This window comes from Paenalicyclobacillus cellulosilyticus, assembly GCF_014647315.1.
Classification (GTDB): Bacteria; Bacillota; Bacilli; order Alicyclobacillales; family Alicyclobacillaceae; genus Alicyclobacillus_J; species Alicyclobacillus_J cellulosilyticus.
The window spans coordinates 39,112-55,227 of sequence record NZ_BMOY01000010.1 but is presented as its reverse complement, the minus strand read 5'-3'; the positions used below and the strand labels follow the sequence as shown (position 1 = coordinate 55,227).

Sequence of the window (16,116 nt, the reverse complement as noted above, 5' to 3'; positions counted from 1 at the left end):
CGCATGCCGCGGGATGGCATGCAGGCCATGGCATGCCGGGGGACGTGCCGCTTCGGGGCGGACATGGAGCGGACATATGGAGCGGACATTCTGAGTCAGAAGGACGAGGTGAGGACGGTGACGCAACAGTCGCCCAAAACGCTGTTTGATAAAATCTGGGAGTCGCACGTCGTCGTGGCGGAGGAAGGCAAGCCCAGCCTGCTTTACATCGACCTGCACCTGATCCACGAGGTCACCTCGCCGCAGGCGTTTGAAGGCTTGCGCCTCGCCGGCCGCCGGGTACGCCGGCCCGACCTGACGTTCGCGACGATGGACCACAACGTCCCGACCGATAATCCGTTTGACGTGCGCGATCCCATCGCCAAGAAGCAGATTGAGACCCTGATTCAAAATTGCCGTGAGTTCGGCATTCCGCTCGCGGACCTGGAGAGCCCGGACCAGGGAATTGTGCACGTCATCGGGCCGGAATTGGGTCTCACGCTGCCGGGCAAGACCATCGTGTGCGGCGACAGCCATACCTCCACCCACGGCGCATTCGGCGCGTTGGCGTTCGGCATCGGCACGAGCGAGGTGGAGCACGTGCTGGCGACCCAGTGTCTCTGGCAGGCGCGTCCGAAGACGATGAAGGTGGAGATTTACGGCGAGCGCCATCCGGGGATCACCGCCAAAGACATCATCCTCGGCGTCATCGCGAAATACGGCGTCGGATTCGGCACCGGGTATGTCATCGAGTTCGCCGGCCCGGTCGTTCGCGACATGAGTATGGAAGAGCGCATGACCGTCTGCAACATGACCATCGAGGCCGGAGCACGCGCCGGCTTGGTGCAGCCGGACGAGAAGACGTTCGCTTACTTGCGCGGCCGCCGGTTTGCGCCCAAGGGCGAGGCGTTCGATCGCGCCGTGGAAGCGTGGAAACAGCTCGCGACCGACGAGGGCGCTGTGTACGACAAGGTGCTGACGTTCGACGTCTCATCGCTCGTGCCGCAGGTCACGTGGGGGACCAACCCCGGCATGTGCGTCGGCATCCACGACGTCGTGCCGGATCCCGATTCCTTCCCGACGGAAGTGGAGCGCAAAGCGGCGCGCCAGGCGCTTGCGTACATGGGTCTTACACCCGGGATGAAGATCACCGACATCAAGATCCAGCACGTGTTCATCGGCTCGTGCACCAACGCGCGCATCGAGGACCTGCGTGCCGCCGCGCGCGTCGCCAAAGGCCGCAAGGTCGCACCGGGCGTGCGCGCCATCGTCGTACCCGGATCGAAGCATGTGAAGGCGCAGGCGGAGAAGGAAGGCTTGGACAAGGTCTTCATCGAAGCCGGGTTCGAGTGGCGCGATCCGGGGTGCAGCATGTGCTTGGCCATGAATCCGGACTTTGTCCCGCCCGGCGAGCGGTGTGCGTCCACGTCGAACCGCAACTTCGAAGGGCGGCAAGGGCGCGGCGCGCGCACGCACCTGGTGAGCCCGGCCATGGCCGCCGCGGCTGCCATCGCCGGCCGTTTCGTCGACGTGCGCGAGCTGCTCGACGGCAAGGTCGCACTTCCGGAAGGAGGGGATTCGCTTGGAGCCGCTCATTCGGCATAACGGCTTGGTCGCGGTGCTCGACCGCGTCAACGTCGATACCGACCAGATCATCCCGAAGCAGTTCTTGAAGCGGATTGAGCGGTCCGGGTTCGGCCAGTTCCTGTTCTACGACTGGCGGTACCTGCCGGACGGGTCGCTCAATCCGGATTTTGAGTTGAACCAGCCGCGGTTCCAGGGCGCGACCATCCTCTTGACCCGCGACAACTTCGGGTGCGGTTCGTCGCGGGAACACGCGGCGTGGGCCTTGCTCGACTACGGGTTCCGGGTCATTCTGGCCCCGTCGTTTGCGGACATCTTTCATAACAACTGTTACAAGAACGGGATCCTGCCCATTGTCCTTCCGGCGGCCGACATCGATACCCTGTTCGAGCGGGCGCGGCAAGAGGGGTATCGCCTGACGGTGGACTTGGAACAACAGGTGATCACCGACGACGCCGGCTTGACCATTCCCTTTCAGATTGACCCATACCGCCGGCAGCTGCTGATGGAAGGGCTCGACGACATCGGCGTCACGTTGAAGCACGAGGCGGCCATCGCCGCGTATGAGGAGCGGCGCAAGTCGTTCCCCCATGCGGCAGAATTCGCAGGCTGAACAGGGTTCGCGGTGAACGAGGGTACACGGTGAACAAGCGCAGGAGCTGTCCGTTCATTGGGGAGGCTCGGTGTGAGTTGGCCCCCGCGGATGGCTCCTGCGCTTTTTTTGTGGCTTTTGCATGGTGCGGTACGACGAGAAGCTTGCGCACGTGGTGCTTCGCGCGAGCGGCCTTCGGAGAGATGGCTTGCATCATGCGGAGGGCCGGGATGCACGCGGACGGAGGCGTTCTGTGCGCCGTACGCGATCCAGGCATCCCGCGATAATGACGAACGCCAGCAGCGAGAGCAGCGGGACGCGGATGAAGCCGAAAAGGTGAAGCGGATCGGATGTGCATGGCGTCTGCGGAGCACACGGGATCACACGCCCCAAACCGGGGATGAGCTGTTCGAGCCACTGCGTCAGGGCGATGGCCGCACCGCCGAGCGCGAGGGGCAGTGCGTACCGGGTGACGCCCGCGTCGTCGTGGTACACGGCGATACCGAGCATCACCGGCAGTGGAAACATGCAGATCCGTTGGTACCAGCAGAGCGTGCACGGCACCGCGCCGAGCACGAGGCTCAGAAAGAGGCTGCCGAGCGTGGCCGCGAGCGACGTCACCCAGGCGAGGTACAGCCATGTCCGGCACGCCGCGCGCGGGTGTGCCGGATGCACGCCGTTCTCGGACGGTGACCCGGTGGCATTCGCTTGCGAAGGCGCAGCTTGACGTTTCATCGCATCGCCGCCTTGATCATGGATTCAATCTGTGAGGCGTCGAGCGGGTCGGGCACCGGTTGGCCGTTGACGAACACGCTGGGCGTCGCGTTCACGCCCAGTCTCTCGCCTGCGGCGAGATCGCGTTCCACGCTTGTGCGCTCCCGCCCATCGGCCAAGTCGCGCAACACCTGCCTTGCGTCGACACCGGGCACATCGGCCGCGATGAGCCGGGCGAGAAAGGACGGTGTGGCCCAGATGGCCGCCTCAGCTTGCTGATGGCGGTAGAGCGCGTCGGCGAACGTCCAAAACGCAGCCGGGCGCTGCCGGTACACGCTGTAAGCAGCTTCGGCCGCCGTGAACGAGTCCTTGTTGATGATGGGGAAGGCGAAAAAATAGAGCTTGGCCTTTCCTGGCCGAATCGCGTCCCGCCAGAGCACAGGCAGGACGTGAGTTTGCCAGTATTTGCATGACGTGCATTTGAAATCCGCGAATTCCAGAATGGTCACCGGCGCGCCGGCTGACCCGAGCCGAGGGTGATCGGCCACGCTCAGGTTTTTCGCTGCCAGCGATTGTTGCATGCGGATGCCGCGCTGGTGCAGGACATCCCACGTGACGATGGCCGTGAACAAGGCGATGGCCGCGCCGAGCGTGGCCAAGAAGAGCGTTCGGGTGTGTGACATGGATCTGTTTCCGCTTCCTCGTGCGACCTTGTTTGCGTGGCACGGGCAAGAAATGCCACTCCTTCTGCTGCTGCGCCAACAGCAGCACAAAGGGCGTCGGCCACTCGATATGGACAGTATATCAAAATGCTTGGGGATCGGCTCCATGAATGAACTGAACATTGATGAAAGTGGATGAAGAAGTACAATGATGATTGAGCATTCATGGATAGCCATCCGTTCGGAAGAATCGGTCTTGCAATCTTTTTATGGAAAGAGAGGCGTGAGACGATGTACCTGCAACACAAACGAGCTGTTTTGGAGGTGATTCAGCAAGGCCCTTTCGCGGCGAACTGGGAGTCGCTGCAGGGGTATCAAATCCCGCAATGGTATCAGGATGCGAAATTCGGGATTTTTATCCATTGGGGTGTATATTCGGTTCCAGCGTTTGCAAATGAATGGTATCCTCGCAACATGTACATCGAAGGTTCGCGGGAGTATCACCATCATCGCGAAACCTACGGCCCACATACTGAATTCGGTTATAAAGATTTCATTCCGTTATTTCGAGCGGAGAAATTCGATCCGAATGAATGGGCAGGTATATTTCGAAGGGCGGGAGCCCAGTTCGTTGTCCCTGTGGCCGAGCACCATGACGGTTTTGCCATGTATGATTGCAGTTACTCTGAATGGAATGCGGTGAAGATGGGGCCAAAACGGGACATCATTGGCGAGCTTGCGGACGCTGTCCGTCGTCAAGGCCTGGTGTTCGGCGTATCGAGCCACCGAGCGGAACACTGGTGGTTCTTCAACGGAGGTATGAAGTTTCCTTCAGATGTTCAAGACGCGCGTTTTGCTGGATTGTATGGGCCAGCGCAACCTGAGACACTGCCTCCGAATGAAGAATTCCTTGACGACTGGCTGTTGCGGACCTGTGAGCTTGTGGATAAATATCAGCCGCAAATCGTGTGGTTTGATTGGTGGATTGAGCAACCGGTATTTCAACCTTATTTGCAGATGTTTGCTGCGTATTATTACAATCGCGCAGCGCAATGGCAGAGAGGTGTCGTCATCAACTATAAAAACCAGGCCTTCCCTGAAGGAACTGCCGTTTATGACATTGAACGCGGTCAGTTTGCGGATATTCATCCGCGATTTTGGCAAACAGACACATCTGTTGCCAAGAACTCGTGGGGTTATGTACAAGGGCAAGATTACAAGAGCGCAGAATCGCTGATTGGCGATCTTGTGGATATTGTCAGTAAGAACGGTGCGCTGCTCTTAAATATTGGACCGAGACCAGACGGCACCATTCCTGAGCCGGAGATGCAGATTTTAACAAAAATTGGTGATTGGTTAGCTGTCTATGGTGAAGCCATTTATGGTACGCGTCCATGGAAGGTATACGGTGAAGGGCCAACCAAGGTGGTAGGGGGGAGTTTCAACGACACCAAGCGTGCTACGTTTACAAGCGAAGATATTCGGTTTACCACGCGAGGTGAGATTTTGTATGCCATTGCGTTGGGATGGCCGAGCAACGGACAATTGGTGATTCGTTCGCTCGCAGATGGGATTGCGCTGTATCCTGGCGAGATTGGCAGGGTTGAATGGGTGGGTTCACATGCGTCTGTCACATGGCGGCGAGAGAAGCAAGGGCTCGTGATTGATTTACCGGAACAACGTCCGGCAGGGAATGCGTTTGCTTTGCGGATTATTCCCGCTGCAGAACAACGCAGATGAAAAATCGGAGCCTTCGGAAAGCCGTTTCACATCCACACGGAAAGCGGGGATGGGATTGAAACATTTCCAATTGGCGTGGACTCCTCCGATGGGTTGGAATAGTTGGGATTGTTACGGGGCCAGTGTGACGGAGGATGAGGTGCGCGGAAACGCGGAATACATGGCGAGATATTTAAAACCGTTTGGTTGGGAGTACGTGGTCGTCGATATTCAGTGGTATGAACCAAGCGCGGATTCATCCAAGTATCATGCGTTTGCGCCGTTGGTGATGGATGAATATTCACGTTTGCTCCCCGCCCCGGAACGATTTCCGTCGGCCGCGAAAGGTCAGGGATTTCGTCCCCTCGCGGATTATGTACACAGTCTGGGACTCAAGTTTGGGATTCATATCATGCGCGGGATTCCGCGGCAAGCCGTCCATGCCAATACACCGATTCTTGGTACGGATAAGCGGGCAAGGGATATCGCGCATACGAACTCCATTTGTCCGTGGAATACGGACATGTACGGAGTGGACGCGCACAAGGAAGGCGCCCAGGCCTACTACGATTCCTTGTTTGCTCTGTATGCCGAATGGGGGGTTGACTTTGTCAAGGTGGACGATATCGCGGCGTCACGATTATACGATTGTCATCCTGATGAGATTCGCATGATCCGCAGGGCCATCGATAAAAATGGCAGGCCCATGGTGCTGAGTCTTTCACCTGGTCCGGCACCTTTGGAATACGCGGAGCTCTTCCGGAAGCACGCCAATATGTGGCGGATGACCGATGATTTTTGGGACGATTGGCATCTGTTGCGCGCCATGTTCGAGCGGTGTGAGAAGTGGATGGTTCATTCAGGACCTGGTCATTGGCCTGATGCGGACATGCTTCCGTTAGGACATATCGGAATCCGAAATGTGGACGCTGGCGGTGACCGCTGGACGCGATTTACGAAAGATGAGCAGGTCACGTTGATGACCCTGTGGGTCATCTTTCGCTCGCCGCTGTTTTTTGGCGGAGAGCTGCGCGACAACGATGCGTGGACATGGTCGTTGCTCACCAACGAGGAGGTCCTGACCGTTCACAGGCAGAGTTACGGCAATCGCCAAGTATACCGTGACGAGGACAGGGTGTGTTGGATGGCGTATGCGCCGAGCGGTGACATCTACGTGGCGTTGTTTAACCTCTCGGATGTTCCGGCCACCATCGATGTATCGTTCCCGGAACTTGGTGTGGCCTCAGGTCGGTTTTGGGTACGAGACCTATGGGCGCGGGAAGATTTGGGAGAAAGGACGGACGGTCTGGAACCGAAGATTCCGGCGCATGGGGCAGTGTTGTACAAGTTATCCTCCACGGAGGCAAGCATATGAAATGCATTGTCTGTCAAGAACCAAAACGGTTCGTCAAGAAGGATGTTCCCATCCCGACCAGGCAACCCGGAGAGGCTCTGGTCAGGATTCTGCGTATTGGGATATGCGGTACAGACATCCATGCCTTTCACGGGAATCAACCCTATTTCACGTATCCTCGCGTTCTCGGACATGAACTGGCTGGTGTCATTGAAGAAATGGATTCCGATTCAGACCTCAGCGTCGGCGATCAAGTGGCCGTCATCCCCTACTTGCATTGCGGTACGTGTGTTGCGTGCCGAAATGGAAAGACGAATTGTTGTGTAAACATGCGCGTGCTTGGCGTCCATGCCGACGGTGGCATGGCAGAGTTCATCACGGTTCCAACTTCCCATTTGATTCGAACGAATGGATTCTCACTTGAGCAGTCGGTCATTCTGGAACCGCTCAGCATCGGGGCGCATGCCGTGCGAAGATCGGGGCTTGCCGCCGGACAAACCGCATTGGTCATCGGTGCAGGTCCAATCGGGTTGGGCACCATGTTGTTTGCAAAACAACGAGGGGCAAGGGTCATTGCCATGGACATCGACCATGCACGGCTAGAGGTGTGTCACGCATTTGCGCGTGTGGATGCGACGGTGGATGCACGCATGCGGCCATGGGAAACACTCGCGGCGTTGACGAACGGAGAGTTTCCGTGGGTGGTGTTTGATGCTACGGGCAACGCCGAGTCGATGGCGGCGGCCATCCAAGCGGTCGCCCACGGCGGGACATTGGTCTACGTGGGATTGGTCAACGGAGAAATTCGTGTGTCCGATCCGGAGTTGCACAAGCGTGAATTAACCTTAATGGGTAGTCGAAATGCGACCAGGGAAGATTTTGAACTTGTACTCCACGCTGTGGCAAAAGGATTTGTGGACGTAAACCGTTATATTACGCATCGTGTGGCGTTTGACGATTTCATCGACACGTTTGCGGATTGGATAAACCGAAAAGCATGCGTGATCAAGGCGGTTATCCAGCTGTGTTCCTAGCTCGCGGATGCAACGAGAGGGGGATGGATGGTGCGCGTCGCAGATAAGGTCGCCATCATCACGGGTGCTGGTTCGGGGATTGGCGAAGCGACGGCGAAGCTGTTCGCGCGGGAAGGCGCCAAGGTGGTGGTGGCGGATGTTCATCGAGAGAACGGGGAACGGGTCGCACACGACATTGTGGCCGGTGGCGGGGAGGCGGTGTTCATCCCCGTGGACGTGACGAACTGGGCGCAGGTGGAGGCGATGGTCGAACAGGCGCTCGCCACCTTCGGCCGCATCGATATATTGTTCAACAACGCCGGCATCGGTTGCGTGGGTATGCTGCACGAAATCGACGAGGCGGTCTGGGATCAGGTCATGGCTGTGAACGTCAAGGGGGTGTACCTGGTCGCCAAGGCGGTGGTTCCGCACATGATGGCGCAGCGAAGCGGGGTCATCATCAACATGTCGTCGTGCATCGCGACGACCGGCCTGGCGCTGCGTGCGGGATACGCGGCATCCAAGGGGGCGGTCTACTCCTTGACGAAGTCGATGCAGGTTGACTACGCGCCCTACGGCATCCGTGTGAACGCGCTGCTCCCGGGCACCATCTACACACCGTTTGTCGAAAACTACCTGCGCCACTCGTACGCCGACCCGGAGGAAGCGCTGGCCGCCATCAAGAAGCGCCAGTTGACCGGGGAGTTGGGCACGCCGGAGGACGTGGCGTACGCCGCTCTGTACCTGGCTTCCGACGAGGCGAAGTTTGTCTACGGTGCCGGGCTGGTGGTCGACGGCGGCGTGACGGCTGGGAAGTAGTCTTATTTTGTGATGCTTGGCATGTCAAAGCACGCCGGACCATGGGTGCACTACAGTTCACCGCAGTTCACCAAGCCATACACGGAGGGGGGCGGCCTGGATGACGAAGTGGGAATACACCACGTGCACGCCGGGTGAACTGGCTGCGCGCGGGGAGCAGGGATGGGAGTTGGTGACCGTGATCGTGCAGGACGGCCAGGCGGTGTGCTATCTCAAGCGGCCGCTGCCCTCGCTCAGCGAACGCATCACGTTGGAGCAGCGGCGGGCGTACGTGGGAGGAGAACCCGCGCGATGAAAAAGTCCGGCATCCTGCATCCCCAACTGTTGTCTCTCCTCGCCCGTACAGGGCACACCGACTACTTCACCGTCTGCGATCGCGGCTTTCCGGTGCCCGCGCACGTGGAGCGGATTGACTTGGCGCTCGTCGACGACGTGCCGACGGTGCTCGATGTGTTGCGGGCGGTCGAGCGGGAGTTTTCCGTGGACCGTATCATCGTGAGCGATGAGATGAGGATGGTGAGCCCGGGGCGCTACGAGGTCATCCGTCGCGAGTTCCCGAGTATGAACATCGAGTCGGTGCCGCACCTGGAGTTGAAACGGCTTGCCGCCCAGGGCAAGGCGGTGGTGCGCACCGGCGACACCTGTCCGTACGCGAATTTGATCATTGTCTCCGGTTGAGTAGAATGGGGAGGTGTTGGGTGAATTTTATGACTTCACCGCCCAGCCAGCACACTATCCAAACCGAGTGCAAGGAGGCGTGGACATGGAGTACACCTATCTTGGCCGTTCCGGTCTGAAAGTGAGCCGTCTGTGCCTGGGCACGATGAACTTCGGGCCGAAGACGGAGGAGAAAGAAGCGTTTCGCATCATGGACGCGGCGCTCGACTTTGGCATCAACTTTTTCGATACCGCCAACGTCTACGGCGGCGTGGAGCACCGCGGCTGGACCGAGGAGATCATCGGCCGCTGGTTCGCGCAGGGCGGCGGCCGCCGCGAGAAGGTGGTGTTGGCCACCAAGGTGTACGGTGACGGCATGGACCCCAATGATGGCCCAAACGGCGAACGGGGCCTGTCCGCGTTCAAGATTCGGCGGCACCTGGACGCGTCGCTGCGCCGGCTGCAGACGGACCACATCGAGCTGTACCAGATGCACCACGTGGACCGGAACGTCACGTGGGACGAGCTGTGGGAAGCGTTCGAGATCGCGGTGTATCAGGGTAAGATTGGCTACGTGGGCGCCAGCAACTTCGCGGGATGGCACCTGGTCAAAGCGCAGGCGGCCGCGAAGGAGCGCCATTTTCTGGGCTTGGTTTCGGAACAGCACAAGTATCATCTGTTGTGCCGCTGGCCGGAGTTGGAGGTGTTGCCGGCGGCGCAGGACCTCGGCATCGGCGTGATCCCCTGGAGCCCGCTTGCCGGCGGTCTGCTCGGCGGTTCCGCCCTCCATCCGCAGCCGGGGACGCGCACGTACGAGCAAGAGGGTGCGCGCCAGAAGTACCGGCCGCAGCTCGAAGCGTTCAGCAAGCTGTGCCGGGAGATCGGCGAGCGTGAGGACGTGGTGGCGTTGGCATGGCTGCTCGCCAATCCGGCGGTGACCGCGCCCATCATCGGGCCGCGCACGGTGGAGCAACTGGAGCGTTCCCTGCGCGCGGTCGAAGTGAAGCTCGACGCCGAGGTGATGAAGCGCCTCGACGAAATCTTCCCGGGTCCCGGCGGTCCGGCGCCCGAGGCGTACGCGTGGTGAGACGGACGCCCGGCGGCCTTGCCGGAAAGAAGTGCGTCCCTGTGGCGGGGAAGCCGCCGCAGGGACACATTTTCTCCGCGCTGGCGCCAAGCCAGTGTGCATGAGCGAGGGGGGATGAGTCCGTGGCGCACGGCACATATGCCACCGATATGGAACGAATGGGGTGGTTTTTGGACGCCCGGTTCGGGATGTTCATCCACTGGGGGTTGTACGCTATCCCGGCGCGGGGGGAGTGGGTGCGCAGCCAGGAGCGGTTGAGCGTCGAAGACTATCGGCCCTATTTTGAAGCATTCAATCCAACCCGTTACCAGCCGCGGGAATGGGCCAAAGCGGCGAAGGCGGCCGGGCAAAAGTACGCGGTGATGACCGCCAAACACCACGACGGGTTCTGCCTCTTCGACAGCGCGCTGACCGATTACAAGGCGACCAACACGCCCGCCGGCCGGGACCTCATCCGGGAATACGTCGAAGCGTTCCGGGCGGAGGGGTTGAAGGTGGGCTTGTATTACTCGCTCCTCGACTGGCATCACCCCGATTACCCGGCGTACGGCGATCCGCACCACCCGATGCGCGACAACCCGGCGTTTCGCGACCGCAAGCACGACTTCTCCCGCTACGTCGCTTACCTGCACGGCCAGGTGCGGGAGCTGCTGACGAACTACGGCCGGATCGACATCATGTGGTTCGATTTCTCGTACGGCGAGATGGCGGGGGAGGCGTGGCGGGCGACCGATCTGGTGCGGATGGTGCGGGAACTGCAGCCGCACATCATCATCGACAACCGGTTGGGCGGGAACATCCGCAGCGCGCACCCCGAGCCGTACGCCGGCGATTTCGCGTCCCCGGAGCAGATCATCCCGCCGGAGGGCGTGACGAATGAGCTGGGTCAACCGATTCCGTGGGAGGCGTGCATCACGCTCAACCACCACTGGGGGTATTGTGCGGCGGACAACGATTACAAAACCCCGAAGCAGGTGGTGCGCGCCCTGGTGGAGTGCGTGAGCAAGGGCGGCAACCTGTTGCTCAACGTGGGTCCGAACGCCAAAGGGGAGATCCCGCAGCCTTCGCTCGAGATTCTATCGGAGGTGGGGCGATGGATGAGAGCCAACGGCGAGAGCATCTACGGCTGCGGCCGCGCCGACCTGCCGAAACCCGAGTGGGGCCGCTATACGCAAAAGGGCAACCGCCTGTACGCGCATGTGTTCGACCGGCCGATAGGGCCCGTCAACTTCCGCGGTTTGGCGGGGAAGGTGAAGCGGGCGCGCCTCTTGGCGGATGGTTCCGAGCTTCGGCTGGAGCGGCCGTGGAACGCCACCGAGTATGCGGATGACGCGTTTGTAACCTTGCCCGGTGCCGGGCTGCCGGACGAGATCGACACCGTGATCGAGTTGGAACTCGTGGAGTAACCAGGACATGTCGAGCAGGAGGGAGCGCAGTGAAGCTGTTGATGTTTCAGCAAGCGGTCGATCGCGGTGAACACAGCGCGGGTGTAGTGCCGGCGCGCGGTGCGTGGCAGCTCGGTGTGGCCGAGGGCGGCCGGGTGCTCGACGTGGCTGCCGCCGCCGCGCGGGCGGGCATCCCTGCACCGACGACACTGGAGGCGGTGTGGTCGCAGTCCGACGGACTGGCGCGTTTGCGCGCGTTGGCGGAAACCGCCGCGGTTTGGGAAGACGTTTGGCTCGCCGAGCACGCCGTCCGCTTCGGCCCGTGCGTGCCTGCACCCGGCAAGATCCTCTGCGTCGGACTCAACTACCGGCGGCATGCTGCCGAGTCGAACATGCCGGTGCCGGAGACGCCGGTCTTGTTCCCGAAATACGCCAATGCCTTGGCCGCGCACGGTGAGACGATTTACGCGCCGCTTTCTGCGCAAAAGCTCGATTATGAGGCGGAGTTGTGCATCGTCATCGGGCGGCGGGCCAAGCACCTGTCCCGGGAAGAGGCGCTTTATGCCGTGTTCGGATACTGCAACGCGAACGACCTGTCGGCAAGGGATCTGCAGTTTCGCACCAGCCAGTGGCTGCTCGGCAAGACGTGTGACGGGTTCTGCCCCATCGGCCCGTACCTGGTCACCGCCGATGAGGTGCCCGACCCGAATGCGCTTTCCATCCGTTGCTTTGTCAACGGCGAGCTGCGGCAGGATTCCAACACCGCCGACATGGTGTTCTCGTGCGCCGAGTTGGTCCATTATGTGTCGCAATACATGACCCTCGAGCCGGGCGACCTGATTCTCACCGGGACACCCGAAGGGGTCATTCTCGGCTACCCGCCCGAGCGGCAACGCTGGCTCGACGCGGGGGATGAGGTGACGGTGGAGATTGAGGGGCTGGGACGGTTGACCAACCGGTTGGCGCGCGAGCAGATCTGAAGGCTGGAAGAACAGGAGGGGGCGAGATGCCGAGGAACTCGACGGACACCACCATCGCCCGGGAACGGAACAAGCGGACCATCCTGAACCTCATCCGCACGCGCTACCCCATCTCGCGCACCGAATTGGCCGCCATCAGCCGGCTGAACAAGGCCACGGTGTCGATGGTGGTCAGCGATCTCATCCGCAAAGGCATCGTCGCCGAAGCCGGGTGCGCGGCTTCGGCGGTCGGCCGGCGGCCGGTGTTGTTGCGCTTCCTGGCGGACAGCGCTTACGTGATTGGCGTGGTGTTGAATGTCGATCGCGTTCGTCTCGCCGTGACCGATCTCGAGGGCCGCGTGGTGCACGAGGCGGAGCGAGCGCTCACCGACGTGCGCCAGGCGCAGATCTTACAGGAAATGACACGCATGATGGAGGAAGCGATGGCGGCCGCGGCGAAGACGCCGCGCGGTGTGGTCGCCATCGGGATTGGGTTGCCGGGGTTGGTCGATGACCGGCGCGGAGCCGTGCTGTTCACGCCGAACATGGACCTCCATCACGTCGAGCTCAAGCGGTACTTGCGCGAGCGTTTTTCCGTCCCGGTGTTTGTCGACAACTCCGCCAACGTGTCGGCGTTTGGTGAAAAACTGGTCGGTGCGGGCCGCGCATGGGATCATTTTGTCTACATCAGCGTTTCGACCGGCATCGGGGCGGGCATCGTCATGAACGGAGAGCTTCAGCGCGGTGCGGACGGGTTCGCCGGGGAGATTGGCCACATGGTGGTCGAGCCGGACGGCCTGCCTTGCTCGTGCGGTTCAAACGGCTGCTGGGAAATGTACGGGTCGTTGAAAGCGCTCTACCGGTGGGTACAACCGTACGTCGCCGGCGAGTTGCCCGCGTATCACCCATCCGTGCTCGATCACGTGATGGCGGCGGCCGCCGCGGGTGAGGTGTGGGCGGCGGACGCGCTGGCCAAGGTGGGCCGGTACCTCGGCATTGGGTTGGCGAACATCGTGAACATCCTGAATCCGCAAGCGGTGCTCATCGGCAACGACATGGCGCGCGCGGAGCCGTGGCTGCGGCCGGTGGTGACCGAGGTCATCGCGGCGCGTTGCTCTCCGGAATTGCGTGAACACCTCGCGGTGGTGTTCGTCCCGAACGGACACAACACCGCCGTGGTGGGGGCCGCGTCGCTCGGCATTCACGGCTATCTGGAGAGCCTGGTGCGCCAAGGGGCGCGCGCCTAGAACCATCCCGGCACGCTCCCGGCACGCATCCGGCAGGACCGTCGATCTGGTGCACACAGGAGGACGAAATCCGCACCACGGCGCACGGCAGAGATGAACGAACGCGGGAACGAGATCGCAGGCGTTTGCGCGGCATGCGGCTTTGCAAAGCGGAGCAGGCGGATCGTCCGATGTGCCCAATTCGTTTGTTTTCTTAAACTAGCCTTGCTACGCTGAACGCGAGGAGTCGCACCAGGTCCGCGCGGCCGCATGCAAGGCGCTGCGTCCGGCGCGGCGGTGCAGGGAAGAAAGGAGATGCCGGATGGAAGAGGTTCGCATTGGCATCATCGGGATCGGCAATATGGGGACGGGACATGCCACCTACCTGGCGCGCGGGGAGGTGCCGGGCGCTCGTTTGACCGCGGTGTGCGACACCAATCCGGACCGCCTGGCATGGGCGCGTGCCAACCTGGGAGAAGGCGTGGCGCGGTTTGAGCACCCGGAGGCGCTCATGGACTCCGGGCTCGTCGACGGGGTGATGATTGCGGTCCCGCACTACGACCACCCGCCACTCGCCATCGCGGCGTTACGGCGCGGCCTGCATGTGCTGATTGAGAAGCCGGCCGGCGTCTATACCAAACAGGTACGCGAGATGAACCGGGTGGCGGCGGAGAGCGGCAAGGTGTTCGGCATCATGTTCAACCAGCGCACCAATCCGCTCTACCAAAAGCTGCGCGACCTGATCCAGAGCGGCGAACTGGGTGAGCTCAAGCGCACCATCTGGATCATCACCAACTGGTACCGGTCGCAGAGCTATTACGATTCCGGCGGCTGGCGCGCCACCTGGGCAGGCGAAGGGGGCGGGGTGCTCGCGAACCAAGACCCCCACCAGCTCGATTTGTGGCAATGGACGTTGGGCCAGCTGCCGAAGCGGGTGCGGGCGTTCTGCGGCTTTGGCAAGTGGCACGACATCGAGGTCGAAGATGACGTGACGGCGTACGTGGAGTATGAGAACGGGGCGACCGGCGTGTTCATCACCTCGACGGGCGAGGCGCCGGGGACCAACCGGTTCGAGTTGTCCGGCGACCGCGGGAAGATCGTGATTGAGGACGGGAAGCTGACGTTCTGGCGGCTGCGGGTGCCGGAGCGGCAGTTCAACCGGGAGTACCGCGGCGGATTCGGGCAGCCGGAGTGCTGGAAGTGCGAGATCCCCATCCAGGGCACGGAGACCGGCCACAAGGGGATTACCGCCAACTGGGTGAGCGCCATCCTGCACGGGACACCGCTTTTGGCACCTGGCGAGGAAGGCATCCGCGCCCTCGAGCTTGCCAATGCCATGCACCTGTCGGCCTGGACGGACGACTGGGTCGAGATCCCGGTGGATGAGGACTTGTATTATCACCACCTGCAGGAGCGCATCCGGAACTCCAAGTACAAGAAACCGGCCGGACCGGCGCGGACGCTCGACATCGAGCGGTCGTTTTGATTGGATGCCGCCCGCGCACTGGCGGCGAAGGGGTGAACGCAGATGCTGCTGATTCGTCACGTTCCTCATATCGGATACCGCGAGGTGGTGGGCCCGGACAACGGCGTGCTGCGCCTGTTGCGCTTCGGGACGCTCACCTTGCCGGCCGGCGAGGCGTTCACGGCGGAGACCGGCGAAGACGAGGCGGTGCTCGTGTTGTTGTCCGGCCGGGCGAATGTGCAGGTGGACGGTTGGACGTTTTCGGGCCTCAGCCGTCAGGATGTGTTCACCGAACGGGCGACCGCCGTCTACGTCCCGCGCGCGACCCAGTACACCGTGCACAACGAGGGTGACGGCGTGCTGGAGCTCGCCGTATGCCGAACGCCGGCGCCGGTGCGTTATGAACCGTTTTTGGTCACGCCGCAGGACGTGCAGGCGCGGGAGGTGGGGCGGGACAATTGGCGGCGGTCGGTGCACGACATCGTGGTGGCCAACGCGGAGGGGCGCGTACACCGGATCATCGTCGGCGAGACGTTCAATCCGCCGGGGAATTGGTCCAGCTATCCCCCGCACAAGCACGACACCTACCAGCCTGGTGTGGAAGCATGCATGGAAGAGGTATATTATTACCGTCTCCGCCCGCGGCAAGGGTTTGGCCTGCAGCACATCTACACCGCAGACCGGTCGCTCGATGAGGCGCACGCGGTCCGGCACGGCGATGTGTTCCTCATCCCGCATGGGTATCATCCGGTCTGCGCGGCGGGGGGTTATGAACTCTACTACTTGTGGCTGATGGCTGGCGAGACGGACCGGGTGATGATCCCGCACGACGATCCGGCGCACGCATGGGTCAAACAGGTGTGAGACCGCCCCGGACATGCCGCCCGGGACGCGCGCCGCC

The 16,116-nt window shown here is 61.6% G+C and carries 16 protein-coding genes; 14 read left to right on the top strand and 2 right to left on the bottom strand.

The window, feature by feature from the left end; genetic code table 11:
- Window positions 1-27: 27 nt before the first annotated feature.
- On the top strand, window positions 28-1,584 hold the full coding sequence (gene leuC / locus IEX97_RS04800; RefSeq protein WP_229776404.1) for a 3-isopropylmalate dehydratase large subunit: 1,557 nt from the start codon (window positions 28-30) through the stop codon (window positions 1,582-1,584).
- The gene (gene leuD, locus IEX97_RS04795) at window positions 1,562-2,176 is read left to right on the top strand and encodes a 3-isopropylmalate dehydratase small subunit (RefSeq protein WP_188881453.1); all 615 of its coding nucleotides are present in this window, start codon (window positions 1,562-1,564) and stop codon (window positions 2,174-2,176) included. The genes leuC and leuD overlap by 23 nt, the downstream gene beginning before the upstream one ends.
- A gap of 192 nt (window positions 2,177-2,368) precedes the next feature.
- On the opposite strand, the gene IEX97_RS04790 is transcribed toward leuD, so the two are convergent.
- Both IEX97_RS04790 and IEX97_RS04785 read right to left on the bottom strand, forming a co-directional pair.
- Window positions 2,369-2,890 carry a disulfide bond formation protein B gene (locus IEX97_RS04790; protein WP_188881452.1) on the bottom strand — a complete coding sequence of 174 codons (522 nt, stop codon included), beginning with the start codon at window positions 2,888-2,890 and terminating at the stop codon, window positions 2,369-2,371.
- The gene (locus IEX97_RS04785; RefSeq protein WP_188881451.1) at window positions 2,887-3,552 is read right to left on the bottom strand and encodes a DsbA family protein; all 666 of its coding nucleotides are present in this window, start codon (window positions 3,550-3,552) and stop codon (window positions 2,887-2,889) included. The genes IEX97_RS04790 and IEX97_RS04785 overlap by 4 nt, the downstream gene beginning before the upstream one ends.
- Before the next feature lie 270 nt (window positions 3,553-3,822).
- Between IEX97_RS04785 and IEX97_RS04780 the strand changes: the two genes are divergently transcribed.
- The 12 genes from IEX97_RS04780 to iolB all read left to right on the top strand — a co-directional run bounded on the left by IEX97_RS04780 (window position 3,823) and on the right by iolB (window position 16,079).
- Window positions 3,823-5,271, top strand: a complete 1,449-nt coding sequence (locus IEX97_RS04780; RefSeq protein WP_229776402.1) for an alpha-L-fucosidase — start codon at window positions 3,823-3,825, stop codon at window positions 5,269-5,271.
- Window positions 5,272-5,326: 55 nt separating this feature from the next.
- Complete coding sequence (locus IEX97_RS04775) at window positions 5,327-6,625, top strand: glycoside hydrolase family 27 protein (protein ID WP_188881477.1); 1,299 nt, start codon at window positions 5,327-5,329, stop codon at window positions 6,623-6,625.
- On the top strand, window positions 6,622-7,638 hold the full coding sequence (locus tag IEX97_RS04770; RefSeq protein WP_188881449.1) for a zinc-binding alcohol dehydrogenase family protein: 1,017 nt from the start codon (window positions 6,622-6,624) through the stop codon (window positions 7,636-7,638). The genes IEX97_RS04775 and IEX97_RS04770 overlap by 4 nt, the downstream gene beginning before the upstream one ends.
- A gap of 30 nt (window positions 7,639-7,668) precedes the next feature.
- The gene (locus IEX97_RS04765) at window positions 7,669-8,436 is read left to right on the top strand and encodes an SDR family NAD(P)-dependent oxidoreductase (RefSeq protein ID WP_188881448.1); all 768 of its coding nucleotides are present in this window, start codon (window positions 7,669-7,671) and stop codon (window positions 8,434-8,436) included.
- A gap of 100 nt (window positions 8,437-8,536) precedes the next feature.
- Window positions 8,537-8,731 (top strand): hypothetical protein, encoded by a 195-nt coding sequence (locus tag IEX97_RS04760; protein WP_188881447.1) that lies wholly within the window; start codon window positions 8,537-8,539, stop codon window positions 8,729-8,731.
- Window positions 8,728-9,114: a D-ribose pyranase gene (gene rbsD, locus IEX97_RS04755; protein ID WP_188881446.1), complete on the top strand. Its 387-nt coding sequence runs from the start codon at window positions 8,728-8,730 to the stop codon at window positions 9,112-9,114. Before IEX97_RS04760 ends, rbsD begins: the two co-directional genes overlap by 4 nt.
- 85 nt (window positions 9,115-9,199) lie before the next feature.
- Window positions 9,200-10,180 carry an aldo/keto reductase gene (locus tag IEX97_RS04750; protein ID WP_188881445.1) on the top strand — a complete coding sequence of 327 codons (981 nt, stop codon included), beginning with the start codon at window positions 9,200-9,202 and terminating at the stop codon, window positions 10,178-10,180.
- Between the two features lie 149 nt (window positions 10,181-10,329).
- Entirely contained in the window at window positions 10,330-11,586 is a 1,257-nt protein-coding gene (locus IEX97_RS04745) for an alpha-L-fucosidase (RefSeq protein ID WP_188881476.1), read from the top strand.
- 29 nt (window positions 11,587-11,615) lie between these two features.
- Complete coding sequence (locus IEX97_RS04740; protein ID WP_229776400.1) at window positions 11,616-12,545, top strand: fumarylacetoacetate hydrolase family protein; 930 nt, start codon at window positions 11,616-11,618, stop codon at window positions 12,543-12,545.
- A 26-nt stretch (window positions 12,546-12,571) separates the two neighbouring features.
- On the top strand, window positions 12,572-13,771 hold the full coding sequence (locus IEX97_RS04735) for an ROK family transcriptional regulator (RefSeq protein ID WP_188881443.1): 1,200 nt from the start codon (window positions 12,572-12,574) through the stop codon (window positions 13,769-13,771).
- Between the two features lie 301 nt (window positions 13,772-14,072).
- The gene (locus IEX97_RS04730) at window positions 14,073-15,236 is read left to right on the top strand and encodes a Gfo/Idh/MocA family protein (RefSeq protein WP_188881442.1); all 1,164 of its coding nucleotides are present in this window, start codon (window positions 14,073-14,075) and stop codon (window positions 15,234-15,236) included.
- A 42-nt stretch (window positions 15,237-15,278) separates the two neighbouring features.
- Window positions 15,279-16,079 (top strand): 5-deoxy-glucuronate isomerase, encoded by an 801-nt coding sequence (gene iolB / locus IEX97_RS04725; RefSeq protein ID WP_188881441.1) that lies wholly within the window; start codon window positions 15,279-15,281, stop codon window positions 16,077-16,079.
- Window positions 16,080-16,116: the final 37 nt, after the last annotated feature.